General features: G+C 44.8%; 4 protein-coding genes and 2 pseudogenes. All 6 read left to right on the forward strand.

What is annotated here, in order from left to right; translation table 11 throughout:
- The first annotated feature begins 1635 nt into the window (after positions 1-1635).
- Positions 1636-2145, forward strand: coding sequence for a UpxY family transcription antiterminator (locus AB4Z08_RS35575; protein ID WP_441578538.1), 510 nt, complete (start codon positions 1636-1638; stop codon positions 2143-2145).
- A gap of 42 nt (positions 2146-2187) precedes the next feature.
- Positions 2188-4215, forward strand: coding sequence for an AMP-binding protein (locus AB4Z08_RS35580; RefSeq protein WP_441578539.1), 2028 nt, complete (start codon positions 2188-2190; stop codon positions 4213-4215).
- A gap of 5 nt (positions 4216-4220) precedes the next feature.
- Positions 4221-10799 (forward strand): amino acid adenylation domain-containing protein, encoded by a 6579-nt coding sequence (locus tag AB4Z08_RS35585; RefSeq protein ID WP_441578540.1) that lies wholly within the window; start codon positions 4221-4223, stop codon positions 10797-10799.
- Between the two features lie 12 nt (positions 10800-10811).
- Complete coding sequence (locus tag AB4Z08_RS35590; RefSeq protein ID WP_441578541.1) at positions 10812-12233, forward strand: FAD-binding oxidoreductase; 1422 nt, start codon at positions 10812-10814, stop codon at positions 12231-12233.
- Positions 12234-12447: 214 nt separating this feature from the next.
- A pseudogene (locus tag AB4Z08_RS35595) lies at positions 12448-17895 on the forward strand (amino acid adenylation domain-containing protein); the annotation flags it as partial.
- A gap of 291 nt (positions 17896-18186) precedes the next feature.
- Positions 18187-19272, forward strand: a pseudogene (locus AB4Z08_RS35600) (amino acid adenylation domain-containing protein); the annotation flags it as partial.
- Between the last annotated feature and the right edge of the window lie 89 nt (positions 19273-19361).

Here is a 19361-nt window from a genome sequence, read left to right on the forward strand (position 1 = left end):
GTTTGCTGCACGCTTTCCGGCATGGAGCGCAGGAAGTAGTTGCCATTGCGCTTATACCCAATGAGAGGRCCGAGTTTTCCCGTAAAGGGAATGACAGACATTTGTTTTGCCATGGGAGATTATTTTGATTACTATAAATATAACATAATTCGGGGAACGTGTTTTCGAGCCAGATGAAGATTAGCTAAAGGGAGTGTAATGGGTATTATATAATATTCAAAGATAGTGTAGTAGGGATTTGAGAATGTCAAACGCGAGTGTATGGGCATTTAGAGAATATTGAAAAAGATATTCCCCCAGATTTTCAACCTGATCCCTTATCTCTCGGCATGTACAAAACGATTTTTTTTGTAGAAAAGCGAAGTATTCTGCTTTTTAATAATCTGTACAGGTTAGTAAGTAGAGGTTGGAGGACATAGAAAACGCCTCACAGTGGAACAAAAGTAGTCCCTAAAGTGAGGCGAATTTATTAGATGATCTGTATTTAAATACAGCTTTATCCTTACATATTTTTGAAATGCATTGAGTTTAATAAGTCCTGCAAAAATTGATCTGCTTTTGTGCTGTCGCTATCTATGTATTCGATGTGGCCATAAAACGATCGATTTTTGCTATTGTAATCAGATGTAACCGTTATAAAATTATCTGTATATTTTTTATATTTTATTATTGAAAACTGAATCCCGTTTACATTAACAATTTTGGATTCAATTCCTTTTATAGCACTATGCAATTTTAGATAGCCAGTCATTTCCTGTAGTTGAGATTCTAAACGTTTCTTAACACTCGCCCCTTTGCAATTACCGGGAGCGAAGGGGAAATGTACTCCATTTTAGTGCCGCTTTTTTTACTGAAGAATTAAATTTTTTGCATTATATTTATTTCGATATCTTTATAAAATTGTGTCACATTTTACAAATTAACCAAACCCAGCTAACTTTTAATATAGCAATCTAAGCCTCTGAGAATTGATAAAATGAAAACTCTGAATAACACATTACAAAGTATTTACGGAGATCATATAACCCTGACGATATATAATCGTCCGCAACGATAGTGGAAATCCGGAATCGCTTTGAATAAAAATAAGAGGATATAGTCGAAGACATATAGACGCGAAGCACTGTTTAGTTAAGTAAGAAGTATTAATCCAAAGAATGAGTAAGTCGTCCTCTTATTATCTTTAACAAAGAGACTTTACACTGTTCACCAGCTGCGTTTGTCTCATTATTTTTTTAAATCTTTTTTTATTTGCCAGTCAGTAATTTGTTACTGACTGTAGCGATAGCTCTATGCTTGTTAATACCTTTAACAAGCAGGCTAAACGCTGTTGGCAAGTTTTGTTTGTCGCCTTTTTTGGTTCATTTTTCACTTGCGAAAAGTAATTTGTTAATTTCCGTAGGGAGAGCTCTATGCTTGTTAATACCGTTGATTAGGAGAGGATTCGCGGTTAACCTGTTGCGTTTTGTCTCATTATTTTTTGATTCATTTTCCGTATGTCAGATGGTAATTTGTTACTTACCGTAGCGATAGCTTTATGCATTGTTAATACCTTTAATCATGTAAGCATTTCTCTGTCTTTAAACCCGGTATCCACTTAAGCATTTTATTTATAACCCTATAAAAAGGAATCCTATGCTATCTTTTGCCACAGGATGGTACCTGATTTATACAGCTTCGCGTAAGGAAAAGAAAGTTGCAGACGGACTTTTTGAGAAGAACATTACTCATTTTCTGCCGCTGATAAAAACTGCCAGACAATGGCATGATCGAAAGAAAATTATTTATGTACCCGCTTTTCCTTCATACGTATTTGTTTATTTGGATAAGCTAACCGACTACCGTGATATCCTGGAAGTTGAAGGGGTGCTTTATTATGTGAAATTCGGGAAGGCACCTGCTATGGTGAAACCGGAAGTGATTGAGCAAATCAGGTTAGTCATTAATGGTGACAATGTCACCATTTCATCTGCCTATTTTGAAATAGGTGAAAAACTGGTTATAAAGGATGGCCCTTTAACCGGGCTGCATTGTGAAATGATCAAAAGCGACGGAAAAAATAAGATCCTGGTAAGGGTTAGTTTATTAAACAGGAATATCGTGGTAGATGTGCCTGTTCTTCACTTGTCGAAGCAGGTGAGTTAAATAACAAAATATAAAAGTTGCTGCAATAATTCTTCTGTTCTTATGGGTTATATTGGAAATAGCATAGTCGATTGCCTTATTAAACGTACTACCAGGTTCCCTCATAAAACAGTCTTCATTACTCCGGAAAATCGAGATGCGGCGGAAAGCAGTATCACCTACCAGGAATTGACAAGCCGGGTCGCCGCTTTATCTATACAGTTAGTGGAGCAACAGTTGGCAGGGAAAATGGCCTTATTGGTTTACCAGGATGTATTGGCGTTTATTATCGCATTCCTGGCCTGCCAGCATGCAGGTGTTATAGCGGTACCGGTGCCGTATGTGAAAGGGAGTAAGCAGTTTTTAAGACTAACAAATATTATGGAGGATGCACAGGCCGCTGTTGTCCTGTGCACTACCGCGTCCACCGGTTATTTACGGCAAGGACTATCTGATTTTTTAGCGCGGCATAAAACAGCCGTCATCTCCACGGATCTTCCGCTATCATCCACCACTTTACCTCTCAAAGCGGAAATGATCTATAATGAAATTGCCTTTATTCAATACACTTCCGGCTCTACAGGCAAGCCTAAAGGGGTGGTTATTACTCACCAGAATCTTCTGCATAACCAACAATTAATTAAAAATACTTTTGGAGCTGATGAGCATGCCATTATTTTTTCCTGGCTGCCATTTCACCATGATATGGGATTAATCGGGAACCTGCTGCATACACTGTATGTTGGATGTACCGGCGTATTAATGTCGCCTTTTCATTTTATACAAAGACCTGCCAGATGGCTGGAGGCAATCACTAAATACCGCGTCACACATAGTGGTGCACCAAATTTTGCATATGATCTGTGCGTGAATAAAATATCGCAGGCGGAACTGCCGCTGCTGAACCTTTCCAGCTGGAAAGTGGCTTATAACGGATCAGAACCCGTGAGGTTTGATACCCTGCAGCGCTTCACCAATTATTTTAAGCCATCGGGTTTTCATGGACATGCTTTTTTTCCCTGCTATGGATTAGCAGAAGCCACGCTACTGGTAACAGGCAGCAAAGAAATAGAAGCACCTCCTTTCACGATTTTTATTGACAAACGATCTGTTAACACGGGTAAAGTTAAGTTAACCAACAGTACCGCACCCTACGCTACACCTGTGGTAAGCGCCGGTGGCATCGCAGATGGTATGGACGTTAGAGTTATTGCTATGCCGGATACAAAGGTGTGTGAGGAGCTGGAAGAAGGAGAGATCTGTATTGCGGGTGAGAGCGTAACCAGTGGTTACTGGAACAAAGATAATCATGGGGTCTTTTATGAACTGGATGGCAGATCTTTCCTGAGAACCGGCGATATAGGCTTTCTCTGCAATGGATTATTGTTTGTTCACGGCCGGCTCAAAGATATGCTGATCATCCGGGGTGGTAATTTTTATCCTTATGATATTGAGCAGATGGTTGCAGAAAGTGTTGCTGCTGTTGAAGCCAATGGCGTAGCTGTTTTTGGTATGGAAGACCAGGAAGAGACATTTGTGATTGTGGCAGAAATCAAAAGGAATTTTATCCGGGAGATAGTAGTGGAAGACATCATTAGTGCCATTAATAGCGCCACCATCGAGGCAACAGGCATCATTCCCTATGATATTTTGTTAACTACTCCGCTTGGCATACCAAGAACTACCAGTGGTAAGCTGCAACGATCAAAATGCAGACAGCACTACGGTGAGGGCAAATTCCAGGTGATAGGATCTAAACAGGTATTGGTGGCTGAAGCGCCCCCAAAAGCGGAGCCTGCAGGCTATGATGGGAATGTGCACACCATCAGGTCTTACCTGGTAACACTCATTGAAGCAAAGACAGGTCACCTCTCTGCTGCCCACATAAAGGATAGCATGGAGCTTACTACCATAGGTATAGATTCACTCCGCGCCGTGGAGCTGATTAATACCATTAACAGGGACCTGCAGATTAACCTGGACCCTGCAATTGTATTTCAGGGCAATACCTTATCGGGGCTTATTAAAAATATAGAGAACGTATTATGGTTAAAAAATGAACAAACTTCAGGGGAGGAGATCATCATATGAATATTTTGGAAATAATAGCAACGCTGAAACAAAATAAAGTAGTTCCCCGGTTGGATGGTGACCGTCTTAAATTAATCGGAGAAACCAGGAGCCTTTCAGAGGAATGCCTTGAACAGATCAGGGCACGGAAAAGTGAGCTGATCGCATTTCTACGGAGTGCCGGCGAACAGTTTGATTTTGTACCCATTCCACCGGCGCCTGTGCAGGAGTATTATCCGGCTTCCAACGCACAAAAAAGAATATGGGTATTATGCCAGTTTGAAGGAGCTACTTCTGCCTACAACATTATCAGAAGTTTTTACCTGAAAGGAACCGTAAATAAAGATCATCTCAATAAGGCCTTCCAGCTAACTATTCAAAGGCATGAAAGCCTGCGGACTGTTTTTATAGCTGCAGATGGCATACCTCAACAGCAGGTGCTGAACCATATGCCCTTTAATATTGCTTTTGAAGATATCAGTGAGGAGGCACATATAAAGGATCGTTTAAAATCCGAAGTGGAAACATCAGCAGGTTGGCAGTTAAACCTGGAAAAAGGCCCGTTGCTCCGGGTTGAATTGTTCCGCTTATCTAACGATGAACATGCCATGATCTTCTGCCTGCATCACATTGTAAGTGATGGCTGGTCCATTAGTGTAATGGTGCAGGAGGTGATGCGGTTTTATGAAGCCCTTTGCAAAAATGAAACGCCCGTTATTGCTCCTTTAGAGATCCAGTATAAGGATTATATGCACTGGCTTACCCAACGGATAGATAGTGCAAAAGGAGAGGAAGCAAGAGATTTCTGGAGAAGTCAGTTTGCGGAGGAAGCACCTGCCCTTCATTTGCCCACTGACTTTCCACGGCCCGCCATGCAATCTTTTGATGGAGCGGTAGCCAAATTCTATTTTGATGACACACTATATCAGCGTATCCAAACATTTTGCCGGGGTACGCAGATTACGCCGTTCAATTTTTTTCGTGCCACGCTAACCCTGCTGCTGAGTAAGTTCTCCGGTCAAAAAAATATAACCATTGGCACGCCGGTATCCGGCCGTAATCATGCTGATCTGGAAAACCAGGTGGGACTTTATGTAAATACGCTTCCGTTAAGAATGGAGATCAACCCGGAAGATCCGTTTACCGTTTTTCTGAAAAGAACGGCAGAACACTCTTTCCGGGCATTTGAATTCCAGGATTATCCGTTGGATAAGATAATTGAAGACCTGCAACTAAAAAGAGATACCGGCCGTAACCCCTTGTTTGATGTGATGATGGTATTGCAGAACACCGCCATCGGTGATGGCTCCATTAACCTGAGCAAACAATATGGATTTGAACTGGGCTTGCTGGATAAATATCTACCGCACACTACCTCCGGTACAGATCCCAAAATGGCGGTGAAGTTTGATTTGAATTTTAATTTTGACAACGAGCCAGGCAATAAATTCTTTCTTGAAATTGAATATGCCACCCGCCTGTTTAAAAAGGAAAGGATCATTCATTTCTTTGAGGCGTATATCCATATTATTACCCAGGTGCTGGCAAACCCGGAGATGCCATTGAGCAATATTGAGATTATCAGCAGCAAAGAGAAGCAGCGGATATTAACCATATTCAATGCCCCTGTAGAGGATATTATTGAGCATAATATTATGGCATTGCTGCAGGCGTCTTTTGAAAAACAGGAAAGTAAACCAGCTATCATTACCGCTGAGGTTACGCTTTCTTACCAGCAATTAGCTGGCAGTGCTGCCAATGTATCCGCTTACCTGTCTGAAATAACAGGTACCAGCAGGCATCCGTTTGTCGGGCTGTTAATGGATCGTTCGGAATGGATGATTATCAGCATCCTGGGCATTTTACAATCGGGGGCTGCTTATGTTCCCGTGGATACGCAATATCCGGTCACCAGAATTAATTATATTATAGAAGATGCCCATCCGGAGCTGTTGATTGTGGATGATGCGGGCCTGCTCAAGGTTCCCGGAAATTATAACGGCCGCGTTATTCATATCAACGAATTGAAAGCGCGCGCATTTCCGGCTACCAATAATCCGGTTCTGCATAAAGACCTGCGGGAACAATGCGCTTACCTGATCTATACTTCCGGCTCTACCGGCTCACCTAAAGGCGTGGAGATCTGTCACCGGAACGCCATTGCCTTCCTGAAATGGGCTAAGACTGCGTTTGCAAATACTGATTTTGACATCTTATACGCTACCACTTCTTATTGTTTCGATCTTTCCGTTTTTGAATTTTTTGTTCCACTTCTTCTGGGTAAAACTATCCGCTTACTTCCTTCCGCAGTGGAGATTCCAAATGTGATTGCCTTTGACAAAAAGGTAATGATTAATACTGTCCCCTCGGTGGTAAGGAGTTTACTGGATGCCGGAATGGATTGGTCCAATGTTACCGCGCTTAATATGGCAGGGGAGCCTGTTCCTAAGAAGATGAAGCAGGACCTGGACTATACCCGGATGGAAGTCCGGAATTTATATGGCCCTTCGGAAGATACTACCTACAGCACAGTATACCGGTTTGAAGACGATGAACATCTCTCCATTCCTATTGGTAACCCGGTAGGCTATACGCAGTTGTATATTATGGACGAACACCGGAACCTGTTACCGGAAGGAGTAGAGGGTGAGATCTATTTAAGCGGGCAATCAGTAGCAAAGGGCTATTTTAATAAGCCGGCGCTGACGGCAGCCAAATTTATGGAGAATCCATTTGTGCCTGGAATGACCATGTACAGGACCGGTGATGTGGGAAGATGGCTGGCAGATGGAAAGGTAGCTTTTACCGGCCGTATAGATGACCAGGTGAAAATAAGAGGTTACCGCATCGAGCCGGGGGAAATCCAGTATTTGCTGGAACAGCATCCCCAGGTAACACAGGCGGTGATAATTGTAAAATCCATTGATGCAACGCCCCAGCTGCTGGCTTACTGGGTAGGAACAGATGCAGTTAACCACGCTTTGTTAAAGGAATACCTGTTGCAGGCCTTACCAGCCTACATGGTGCCAGGTTATTGGCTTAAGCTGGACGCTGTTCCGTTGAACAGCAATGGTAAAGTAGACCGGCAAAAATTGCCACATCCGGTAGCCGCACAAATAGAGGAATTCCATATAATTGCCCCTCGTACCAACACCGAACAACAACTGATAGCATTATGGGAAACAGCGCTGCAGGCAAAGGTGTCAGGCGTTACCCATAATTTCTTTGACGCAGGTGGACATAGCCTTAAAGCCACGGTATTACGATCTCTCGTGCTTAAAAAGCTGGAGAAAGAACTCACGCTGAATGATATATTTACTCATCCTACTATAGCACAACAGGCACGGATACTCGAAGCCAGGCCTAAAGTGCTGGCAACACCTATTCTTCCGGTAAAGGAGCAGGACTGGTATCCTATTTCCTATGCACAGGAACGATTGTGGGTATTAACCAATTTTGAAGAGGCCTCAAGGACATATAATATGCCGGCAGCTTTCCGCATACATGGAACACTGCAGGTGGAAATACTGGAAGATGCCTTCAGAATGGTTATTCAAAAGCATGAAATATTAAGGACCATATTCGCAGAGAGAGAAGGAAGACCGGTACAGATAGTGTTGTCACCGGAAGCTGTTTCCTTCGCTATTAAAACAATCACCATAACAGGTGCACTCACGCCGGATGAAGAGCGGAAATTCCTGCAGCAGCAATGGCAAATGCCTTTTAACCTTGGAAAAGGGCCGCTGCTTACCTGTTTCATTCTTAAGACAGGTAATAGCCAGCTATTGTGCTTTAATATGCATCATATCATAAGTGATGGATGGTCAGTAGTGGTATTGTATAATGAAGTAATGGATGTGTACCAGGCATTGGCGACCGGCAGTAAAATGAAAGTCTTGCCGCCACCTGCTTTGCAGTACAGGGATTTTGCTGTCTGGCAGAGGGAGCAACTAACAGGTGAAAGGATTGGGGAACAATTGTCTTTCTGGAAGGAGATATTTAGCGATACGATACCAATATTGGAGTTGCCAACAGATTTTCATCGTCCGGATGTTAAAACCTATCAGGGAGCTACAGCGCGTTTTCAATTTAACGAAGCCGCTACTAAAAAGATCCACCAACTGACGCGGCAAGCCGATGTAAGCCTTTTCATCGCTTTAATGGCCGGAGTAACGGTGTTGTTGAAAAAATATGCCAATCAGAATGATATTGTGATAGGAACGCCGGTAGCCGGCCGGGATCATCCACAACTGCAGGATCAGATAGGCTTCTATGTAAATACATTGCCGGTTCGTACAAGAATAAATAGTAAAGAGACCTTTGTTGATTTACTGCGGCAGCAACAGGCATCCATTTTGAAGGCTTTTGAGTTCCAGGATGTTCCGTTTGAGATGTTGGTAGCGTCTTTACAGTTAAAAAAGAACCTGTCAAGATCCCCACTCTTTGATGTAATGGTAGTGTTGCAAAACCTGGAAGGACTGCAGGCGGATAATATGCGCTATGTATTGCCCACACTGGAATTAGAACGGCTGGATATGCCGGCTGGTGTTGCTAAATATGATCTTACTTTTTCATTTGCACCCGAAACCGATAGTCTTTTGCTCGAACTGGAGTATAATACCAGTTTGTTTACAAGCGAAACGGTTGCACAAATATGCCGCCACCTGAACCGGATTTTTGAGCAGGTCACTATTTCCCCCGAGATATCGATAAAAGATATTGTGCTGACTGACGAACAGGAAGGTAGCATATGGATGGACAGGGCGGATCAAACCCATGTAGCCTACGATACCAACGCCACCATTGTAAGTTTGTTTCAGCAGGCTGTGCGTCATTTCCCGGACCGGATAGCACTGGTAGCAGGGGCGCAAACATTTACCTACCGCGAACTGGATATAAAGAGCGGCCAATTGGCCAGGGTGTTGATAAATGACTACAACGTAATGCCGGAAGAGCTGGTGCTGCTTCATTTTGACCGCAGTGAATGGATGCTCATTGGTATACTGGCAGTGCTGAAAGCAGGAGCAGCTTATGTGCCGGTAGATCCGTTTTACCCTGCTGCCAGGATAGATTATATGATGGAAGATAGTAAAAGCCGGCTGCTTTTATTTGATATCGCGCCCTATAATGGCATAGCAGAAAAATGGTCGCACATGGTCCTCCTGGATATTACCCGCCACCATTATTCCGGCGACACGGCAGTAGCTGTTATTCAATCTCATTACCTGGCATATGTTATTTATACATCTGGTACCACCGGCAATCCCAAAGGAGTACTGATTGAACACCGGAATGTTACCCGCCTGCTTTTTAATGAAGCCAACCGTTTTGATTTTAATGCAACGGATGTATGGTCATTATTCCATTCTTACTGCTTTGATTTTTCTGTGTGGGAGATGTATGGGGCATTACTGTACGGCGGCCGGCTGGTAATGGTGCCTAAGGTGATTGCGCAGGATAGTATGGCCTTCTATGATTTCCTGCAAAAGGAAGGCATTACCGTTTTAAATCAAACACCTACCGCTTTCCGTAGCCTCGTACTGCATAACCGGGAACGGTTTGCCGCTACACCTTTATCTGTGAGGTACCTCATATTCGGGGGAGAGATGCTCCGACCGGAGATACTCAGGGAATGGTACCAGGCGTTTCCCGGCTGCAGGAATATTAACATGTATGGCATCACTGAAACTACCGTACACGTTACCTATAAAGAAATGTCTGCTGCTGCAATAACAGCAAACAAAAGCAATATCGGTTTGCCCATTCCCACCCTGAGTTGTTATGTATTGGATATGGATCTGCAGCCGGTGCTCCCTGGTGTAACAGGAGAACTATGTGTAGGCGGGGCAGGTGTTGCCAGAGGCTATTTGAATAAGCCGGCACTGACAGCGGAGAAATTTGTTGATCACCCTTTTAGAAAAGGGGAAAAGATATATCGCTCCGGCGATTATGCCCGCATCCTCCCTTCCGGAGAAATTGAATATATAGGACGCAGGGACGAGCAGGTGAAGATCAGGGGCCATCGGATTGAAACAGGGGAGATAGAAATGGGCATTATGCAATTGGACGGAATAAAAGATGCCGTGGTGCTGCCAATAAAAGGTGCGCATGATGAATATGACCTGGTAGCCTATTTTATCACGGAAGAAGAGGATGCGCAGTCGGATATACGTAAACGGCTAAATGCAATATTGCCTGCTTACATGGTACCGGCCCATTTGATTCCACTGCCGGCGTTTCCGCTAAACAGCAACGGAAAACTGGATAAAACAGCATTGCCCCAGCCGCAGGTATTATCCGGAAAGCTGTCGGGATATATGCCCGCCAGAAACGATATTGATCAGCAGGTGATAGCTATCTGGGAAACCATCCTGGATAAGGATAACATCGGCATAAAAGACAATTTTTTTGACCTCGGTGGACATAGCCTGAAAGCCACCCGCGTAATCTCCAGGATACACGAACTGTTTGGCGTTAAGATTGATTTGCAGCACCTGTTTGTAGATCCTACTGTTGAACATCTTGCCAATTATATTGAAACTATCCGGTGGATGGATAGTAAAAACGAAGTGCCGGTCGAAGGCGAAGATGAATTGATCTTTTAACAATTGAACCATATGATGATGTCAGCTGCATCAACAGATGCACTAAAAATAATCATAGCAGCGCTGTCTGTTATCTGTGGCGATAAGTATGTGCTGACAGCTGCGGAAGAACTATATCATTATGAAAGAGATCAGACACTGGACCTTCATTTCCCTTTTGATGTGCTGGTAAAGCCCGGTACCACAGAAGAAGTGGCGGCCGTTTTAAAGTGCTGTAACCAATATAAAATGCCGGTAACGCCCAGGGGGGGCGGCAGCGGAGTTACCGGCGGAGCTTTACCTGTTAATGGAGGTGTGGTGTTGTCGCTGGAGCGGTTGAATAAAATTATCAGCATTAATAAAATTGATGGTTACATCATAGCAGAAGCGGGCGTTATTACCGCAGCGCTGTGCGATTATGCCGAACAGGCAGGACTTTATTTCCCCGTGGCGCCCAGTAGCAGCGCTTATACTGTTATAGGTGGAAATGTAGCGGAGAATGCCGGCAGTATCAACTCCTGTAAATATGGATCCACGGCGCGATATGTTTTAAACCTGGAAGTGGTATTGCCTGCCGGCGAAATAATCTGGACTGGCGCTAATGTGTCTAAAAATGTGACAGGCCTGAACCTGACCCAATTGTTCGTGGGCAGTGAAGGTACATTGGGTATCATTACCAAAGTAGTATACCGGCTATTGCACAAACCTGCACATGAGGTATCGCTGCTGGCAGCATTTGAAAATATGGAAGATGCCTGTAATGCAGTAGTGGCACTTAAACAATCAGGATTGTCGCCTTCTGCGGTTGAATTAGTGGGCCAAAAGGCCCTGCAGATCACTGCTGCTTATCTCAATGAGCCTTTGCCGCTCCTGAAGAACGGGATCGGGGCGCACCTGCTGGTGAATTTACAGGAACACACCGAAGCAGATCTCCTGTCTGCTATGGAAAAAACAGCCACTGTTATAACTGAATATTCGGAAGAAGAACTGCTAACTGCCGTCACTGCATCAGAAAAGGAAAGGTTGTGGAAGCTCCGTTTTAGTATTGGTGCTGCACTTACAAGTGAAAACAGGAAATACAGGGATATTGATAGCTGTGTGCCCCTGTCTAACCTGTACGTATATATGAAAAACGTTGTCGACATATGTGAACACTACCAGATTCCGGTCGCCAGCTTTGGCCACGCCTGGGACGGCAACCTGCATACGATGTTAATGTTGCAGGAGCATTCTGATGAAAAAGCAGCAGCGCTGCAACAGGCTATTTATGAAATATATGCCTGTGCCATTAACCTGGGGGGCGTAATATCCGGTGAACATGGTATTGGATTATTGCAAAAGGAATTCATGGGCTTGCAGTTCTCCAAACCCCATCTGAGCCTGATGCAAAGTATAAAGCAGCTTTTTGATCCCAATGGAATATTAAACCCCGGTAAAGTTTATTTAACTGTATAATATTTCGTCCTGGTAAGAGGACGCAGATAAAACATTTTTTACAATGAACGAAGTACTGAATATACTGTCCGACTGCAGAGCAAAAGGAATAAGTCTTGTTATAGATGATGCAGGCGAAAATATAAAGATGACGGGGAATATTAAAAGTCTTTCCGGCCCGGAAAAAGAAGCGCTGAAACGGTATAAAGCGGATATTTTATCGGTTCTGAAAAAGATGAAACATACGGCTTATTCCCCTATTACGCCGTCGCCGGAGAAGGAGTACTACCCGTTATCTTCTGCGCAAAAACGCCTGTGGATACTCAGCCGGTTTGAAAACGGAAATGCCGGATACAATATTCCAATGGTGAGCGTTTTTGAAGGAAAGCTGGACCAGGATGTTTTAACCCGCGCTTTCAATAGTTTAATATTCCGCCATGAAATATTAAGGACCATATTTAAAGAAAATGAGCAGGGAGAAGTAATGCAATTTGTGCTGCCCGCTGAAGTACAGGATTTCGCTTTATCCTTTACTGATCTGCGCGAAGATCCCGACCAGGTTATCACCGTAAATGCATTGGCAACTGCTGCTATTACAGCGCCTTGTGATCTGGCAAAAGGACCTTTGTTAAGGGCCGGTTTACTCCGGATATCGGATGATAAGTGGGTATTTGTGTATTGTATGCATCACATTATCAGCGATGGCTGGTCAATGGACATTCTGATCAATGAGTTGTTATGGCGCTATCATGCCTATACCAGCGGTGAAAACGACGCCCTGGCACCGCTACCCATTCAATATAAAGATTACGCTGTGTGGCAGCAGGAGCAACTGGGTAGTGAAGTATTCCTTGGCCACAAAGCATATTGGCTGCATCAGTTGGGAGGACAGTTACCGGTGCTGGAGCTACCGGAAGATTACCCACGCCCGACCGTAAAAACATATCATGGCAATACCATTCATGAAAGGATACAACCTGCTGCCGGTAAAGCCATAAAGGCACTTAGTGCAGAACAGGGAGCTACTTTATTTGCAGGTTTGCTGGCAGCTGTCAACGTGCTGTTGTACCGGTATACAGGGCAGGAAGATATTATCATTGGAAGCCCCATTGCCGGCAGAGAACAGGTGATCCTGGAAAACCAGGTGGGCTTCTATGTAAATACCCTGGCGCTGCGCACACCATTAAAAGGAGCAGATAGTTTCCGGGGACTGATAGATCGGGTGAAACAAGTGGTTTACGAAGCGCACACGCATCAGGCATATCCCTTTGATGAACTGATAGATGAGCTGGACCTCCAACGTGATACGAGCAGGAATGCTTTGTTCGACGTGATGGTGGTATTGCAAAACACCAGCGATAACCAGGGACCAAAGCGCCTGGGCGAATTGAACATTCAGGAGTACAGGGACCTGAAGAATCCGTTCAGTAAGTTTGACCTGACCTTTGATTTCAGGGAATCCGGGGAAACAATCCTGTTGGATATTACCTATAACAGTGATATCTATAACAGGGAAACCATTGCGCAATTAACCAGCCACCTGGTACAATTACTGGACAATGTGGTGGCTTATCCCGATACACCGGTCAACCGGTTGGATTATCTGACGCTAACAGAAAAACAGCAGTTACTGCAAACCTTCAATGATACCTTCGCGGCGTACGACAAAGAAAAAACAATCATTGACCTGTTTGAAGCGCAGGTACAACAAACCCCGGATAATATTGCCATAGTATATAACAAAACAACGCTCACCTATGGCGCATTGAATGAAATGTCTAATCGGTTGGCCCATTACCTGCGCGTAAAGTGTGTTATACACGCAGATGACCTGATCGGGATAAAATTACCGCGCAATGAATGGATGATCATTGCCATCCTGGGGGTACTCAAATCCGGAGGGGCTTATGTACCAATAGATCCGGATTATCCGCAGGAAAGGATTGATTTCATGATAAAGGACAGCCAATGTAAAGTAGTGATTGATGAAACGATATTGGAACGCTTTCGCCTGGCAGCAGATGAATGTCCCGTTGAAAACTTGTCCCCCGTCAGTACAACGGCCGATCTGGCTTATGTGATCTATACCTCGGGCTCCACGGGTCAGCCTAAAGGAGTGATGATTGAACATGGTAATGTGGCAGCGTTCATCGACTGGTGTAAAAATGAATTCAGGAATGATCTCATCGACCTGGTACTCGGTGTTACTTCTATCTGTTTTGATTTATCTGTTTTTGAAATATTTTTCACACTCTGTACCGGTAAGCCATTAAGACTCTTACAGAGTGCCTTATCTATCCCCCAATACCTGGATACAGCCGGGCATATTTTATTAAACACGGTACCCAGTGTTGTTGGTGTATTGCTGCGCGATAAAGTAAATCTAAACACGGTAAGTGTATTGAACATGGCCGGGGAGCCTATCCCGGAAAGCTATTTTCAACAGCTGAATAATGGAAAAACGGTAATAAGAAATTTGTACGGACCTTCCGAAGATACCACCTACAGCACGGTATACCAGTTAAAAGATACCGCGCCTGTATTGATAGGTCGCCCTATCTCCAATACACAGGTATATATATTGGATGAACAGCAACAGTTACAGCCAGTAGGTGTTGCCGGTGAGATTTGCATCAGCGGCGATGGCCTTGCCAGAGGTTACCTGCATAAGCAGGCACTGACAGCAGAAAAATTTATACCGCATCCTTTTAACGCCGGCGCGCGCTTATATAAAACCGGCGACCAGGGAAAATGGTTGCCTGACGGCAGCCTTGCATTTATAGGTCGCAAAGATGAACAGGTGAAGATAAGAGGCTACCGGATTGAGCTGGGCGAAATTGAAAATGCATTGCGGGCACACCAGGATATCGAAGCTGCTGTAGTACTGGCCAAACCCAATAAAGAAGGAGAGAAGGAATTAGTGGCCTACGTTGTCAGTAAAATAGCGTTACATGCTACTGATATACGCAGCTACCTGAACAGGTTGCTGCCCACGTATATGCTGCCGGGTCATTTTGTGCGGCTGGCAGCTTTGCCATTAACAGCCAATGGTAAAGTAGACAGGAGAAGATTGCCTGATCCGGAAGGTTTAGGCATGGAAACCGGCACTCCCTATGTTGCACCACGGAATGAAACAGAAAGAAAACTGGTGCAGATATGGGGGGAGATACTCGGACAGAAAAAGATTGGTGTCAGAGATAATTTCTTTGAGGCCGGCGGGCATAGTTTGAAAGCTACCCGTTTATCCAGTCAGATACATAAGATCTTTGAGGTGATCATATCCCTGAATGACCTGTTCATGTATCCGGTACTGGAAGCACAGGCGCAGCTGATAGCCCAGGCCAGCAAAACGGCATTCATTAACATACAACCTGCCCCGCTACAGGAATACTATCCATTATCTTCCGCACAGAAACGTCTTTTCTTCCTGCATGAATTTGCCCCGCAAAGTACCAGCTACAATATGCCCCTGGTCAATTACCTGGGAAAATCAGTGGATAAAGCCCGGATAACAATCGTATTAAGACAGCTGATAGACAGGCATGAAAGTCTTCGTACTTCCTTCGTGAAAACAGATGGTGTAGTTATGCAGCAGGTACATGCAGCAGTGCCGTTTGAACTGGATGAGCACCAGTGTACACAGGAAGATTTTGCTGCTTACCTGGATGCATTTATCTGCCCTTTTGATATCAGTAAGGCGCCTCTGTTACGGTCATCCCTGGTAAAGGTGGAAGATATCGGCTACATGTGGGTGGTGGATATCCATCATATCATTTCAGATGGAACATCACAGCAGGTATTGGCGGAAGATTTTATGCAGTTGTACCAGGGCCTGCAATTACCGGCATTGCCGCTGCAGTACCGCGATTTTTCCACCTGGCAGAATAACCTGTTGGAAAGTGTGGAACTGAAAGAGCAGGAAGCATATTGGTTATCTCAATTTTCAAAAGGTATCTCTAAACTGAATTTCCCGGCGGATCGCCCCAGACCAGCCAGTTTCACTTTTGAGGGCGACGTATATGAGTTTACGTTAGATGCATCCCTGACAGCCCTGATAAGGGATTTCGGAAACAGGTATCAGGGTACATTGCAGATGACTTTGTTATCGGTGCTGAATATATTATTACATAAATATACCGGACAGGACGACCTGGTGATTGGCTGCGGCATTGCCGGTCGTCGCCATCCTGACCTCGAGCGTATTGTAGGAATGTTCGTGAATACGTTGGCGATCAGGAACTTTCCCCGTGGTGAGCAACATTTTACAGCATTCTATAAAGAAGTGATAGCTACCTGTATTGCGGCCTATGAGCACCAGGATGTGCAGTTTGAAGACCTGGTGGATATGCTGAAAGCAGAACGTGATCCATCTGCCAACCCCATCTTTGATGTGGCGCTGGTTGTGCAAAATTATGCGGCATCAACTACAAACAGAATAACGTTATCGGAAGAGTTGCCGTCACCCGACCCGGCTGTATTGCTGCCCTGGAAAGGTACCCGGACCGCTAAGTTTGATATGTCATGGTTCGTAATGGAAAGGAATGATGACATTGTTATTAACCTGGAATATTATTCAGCCATTTATGATCGTGCCAGTATGGAGCGGCTGACAGGCCATTTCATACATATACTGAAAACAGTGTTGGCGCAGCCGGATATTTTATTATCCGAAGTTAATATGCTAACCGCCACGGAAGAAGAAATATTGTTGACCACATATGTAAAGGGGGAGCAACTGGAGCTTGCTGCCAATGAAACCTTTCACTACACTTTTGAAAAGCAGTGTAGATTAACTCCGGAGCGCATCGCAGTATCGGATAAAGAGTTGTCCCTCTCTTACCAGGAATTAAACCAGCGTGCCGACCAGTTGGCGTATTTCCTGGTACATCACGCAGGACTGCAAAAGGAAGACAGGGTGGGCGTACTGCAGTCACGCAATGCCACACTGTTGATATCCATCCTGGGTATCCTGAAAGCAGGGGCTGTGTATGTACCGTTGGATGCCAATTACCCGGAGGAGCGCCTGCTTTATATGCTGGATGATGCCGGCATCAATATATTGTTAACAGAAAAGGACCGGATTGAATTTTCGAACCGTTTACAATGGCGGGGCAAAGGCATACGGCACCTGGTTTGTGTGGATAGCTTCGATATCTTCCAGGAGCGGGGATTGTGGCGGAATGACCTGATGCGTAAAGACCTGTGGGACCACGTGGGAAGTACAGCTACCGATGCCATATCCGGAGGCGGCTGGATGAGCAGTTACACCGGCGCCTACCTGAGTGAGCAGGAAATGAAGGAATATAGTGACAATGCCTGGCTGAAATTGAAAAACTATCTGCATCCGCAGATGAAAGTACTGGAAATAGGCTGCTCATCCGGGCTTACTATGTTTCAGATAGCGCCCCATGTAGGATCCTATCACGGAACAGACCTGTCATCTGTTATCCTGGAAAATACAGCCAGGTCAGCTAACGAAAACGGGTATACGAATATTACGCTTTCCTGCATGCCAGCACATGAAATCGATCAGCTGGAAGCCGCAGACTTTGACCTGGTCATCATCAACAGCGTTATCCAGAGTTTTGACGGGCATAACTACCTGCGGGATGTATTGGAAAAGGTGATCACAAAAATGAAAAGTACAGGATGGCTTTTCATCGGGGATATCATGGATGAAGATAAACGTCAGGCCCTGATTGATGACCTCACCGCATATAAGCATGCTCATGATAGAGAAGGAGTTCGTACCAAAACAGACCTGTCTGCAGAACTGTTTGTATCACGGGATTACCTGGATGACCTGATAGCGGACCAGATGGGAATAGCAGAGATCCATTATAGTGATAAGATCCATACCATTGCCAATGAACTGACGGAATACCGTTATGATGCCTTGTTGCGTATAGACAAGGACGGTCCGTCGTCCGCAGCTGTCAGGCACCGGTATCAGTATGATCTCCGGCACATAAATGTTCAGCCGGCCGCCGTATTGAATACGATGGTGAGCAATACAGACCTTGCTTATATCATCTACACCTCAGGATCTACCGGTAGGCCCAAAGGGGTAATGATCGAACACAGAAATATTGTATCATTTCTCGGGAAGTGTAAGCAAACATTTCAGCCGGATCCGGCATTGGTAATGCCGGTGTTGGCATCACACGCGTTTGATATTTCACTGTTTGAGATTTTCCTTCCTTTATTGGCGGGAGGTACGGCAATGATGATAAATGAAGAACAGGTAAAGGATGTACATTACTTAACGAAACAGTTACAACGTGTAAATGCCTTCCATGCCGTGCCTGCACTTATGTACCAGGTAACAGGCTATATCGCCGAAACAGGTACAAAAGAAAAATATGCCGGCATAAAGGACCTGTTTGTGGGAGGGGATGCGGTACCTACAGCAGTATTGGAATCCATGCGGGACATATTTCCGCAGGCGCGCATACATGTATTATACGGCCCTACAGAAAGTACCATCTTTGTTACAGCCAACCACTATTTAAGCGAAGAGGATGCGCTGTTCAGAGGCACTTCGATTGGTAAGCCCAATCCCGGCACAGCGGTATATATTATTGATGAATACCAGCACCTGCTACCTGTAGGTGTGGTAGGAGAAATTTGTATAGGTGGTGGCATATTAGCCAGGGGCTATCTGAATCAGCCAGCACTGACAGCGGAGAAATTTGTCTCCAACCCCTTTAATAACGAAGCGCGTTTGTACAGAACAGGAGATCTGGGCAGGTGGCTGGCGGATGGCAATATTGAATTTGCCGGCCGCAAAGATGACCAGGTAAAAGTAAGAGGCTACCGCATAGAGTTGGGAGAGATTGAACATGTGCTGCAACAGCATCCGGAAATAGTGGATGCTGCGGTAATAGCCAGGTCCAATGCCGCAGGTGAAAAGGAACTGGCAGCCTATATCGTAAGCAGTGCTTCTCTAAACACCACGGATATACGCAGTTATCTCAGCAGGACTTTACCGGATTATATGGTGCCCGTTCACTACGTACCGTTACCCGCCCTGCCACTTACATCCAATGGAAAGGTGAACAGAAGAAACCTGCCAGACCCGGCAGGCATGGGGCTTTCAACCGGCGTAACGTATATAGCCCCACGAAATGAAACAGAAGAAAAGCTGGT

It is taken from the genome of Chitinophaga sp. RAB17 (assembly GCF_052114225.1).
Taxonomy (GTDB): domain Bacteria; phylum Bacteroidota; class Bacteroidia; order Chitinophagales; family Chitinophagaceae; genus Chitinophaga.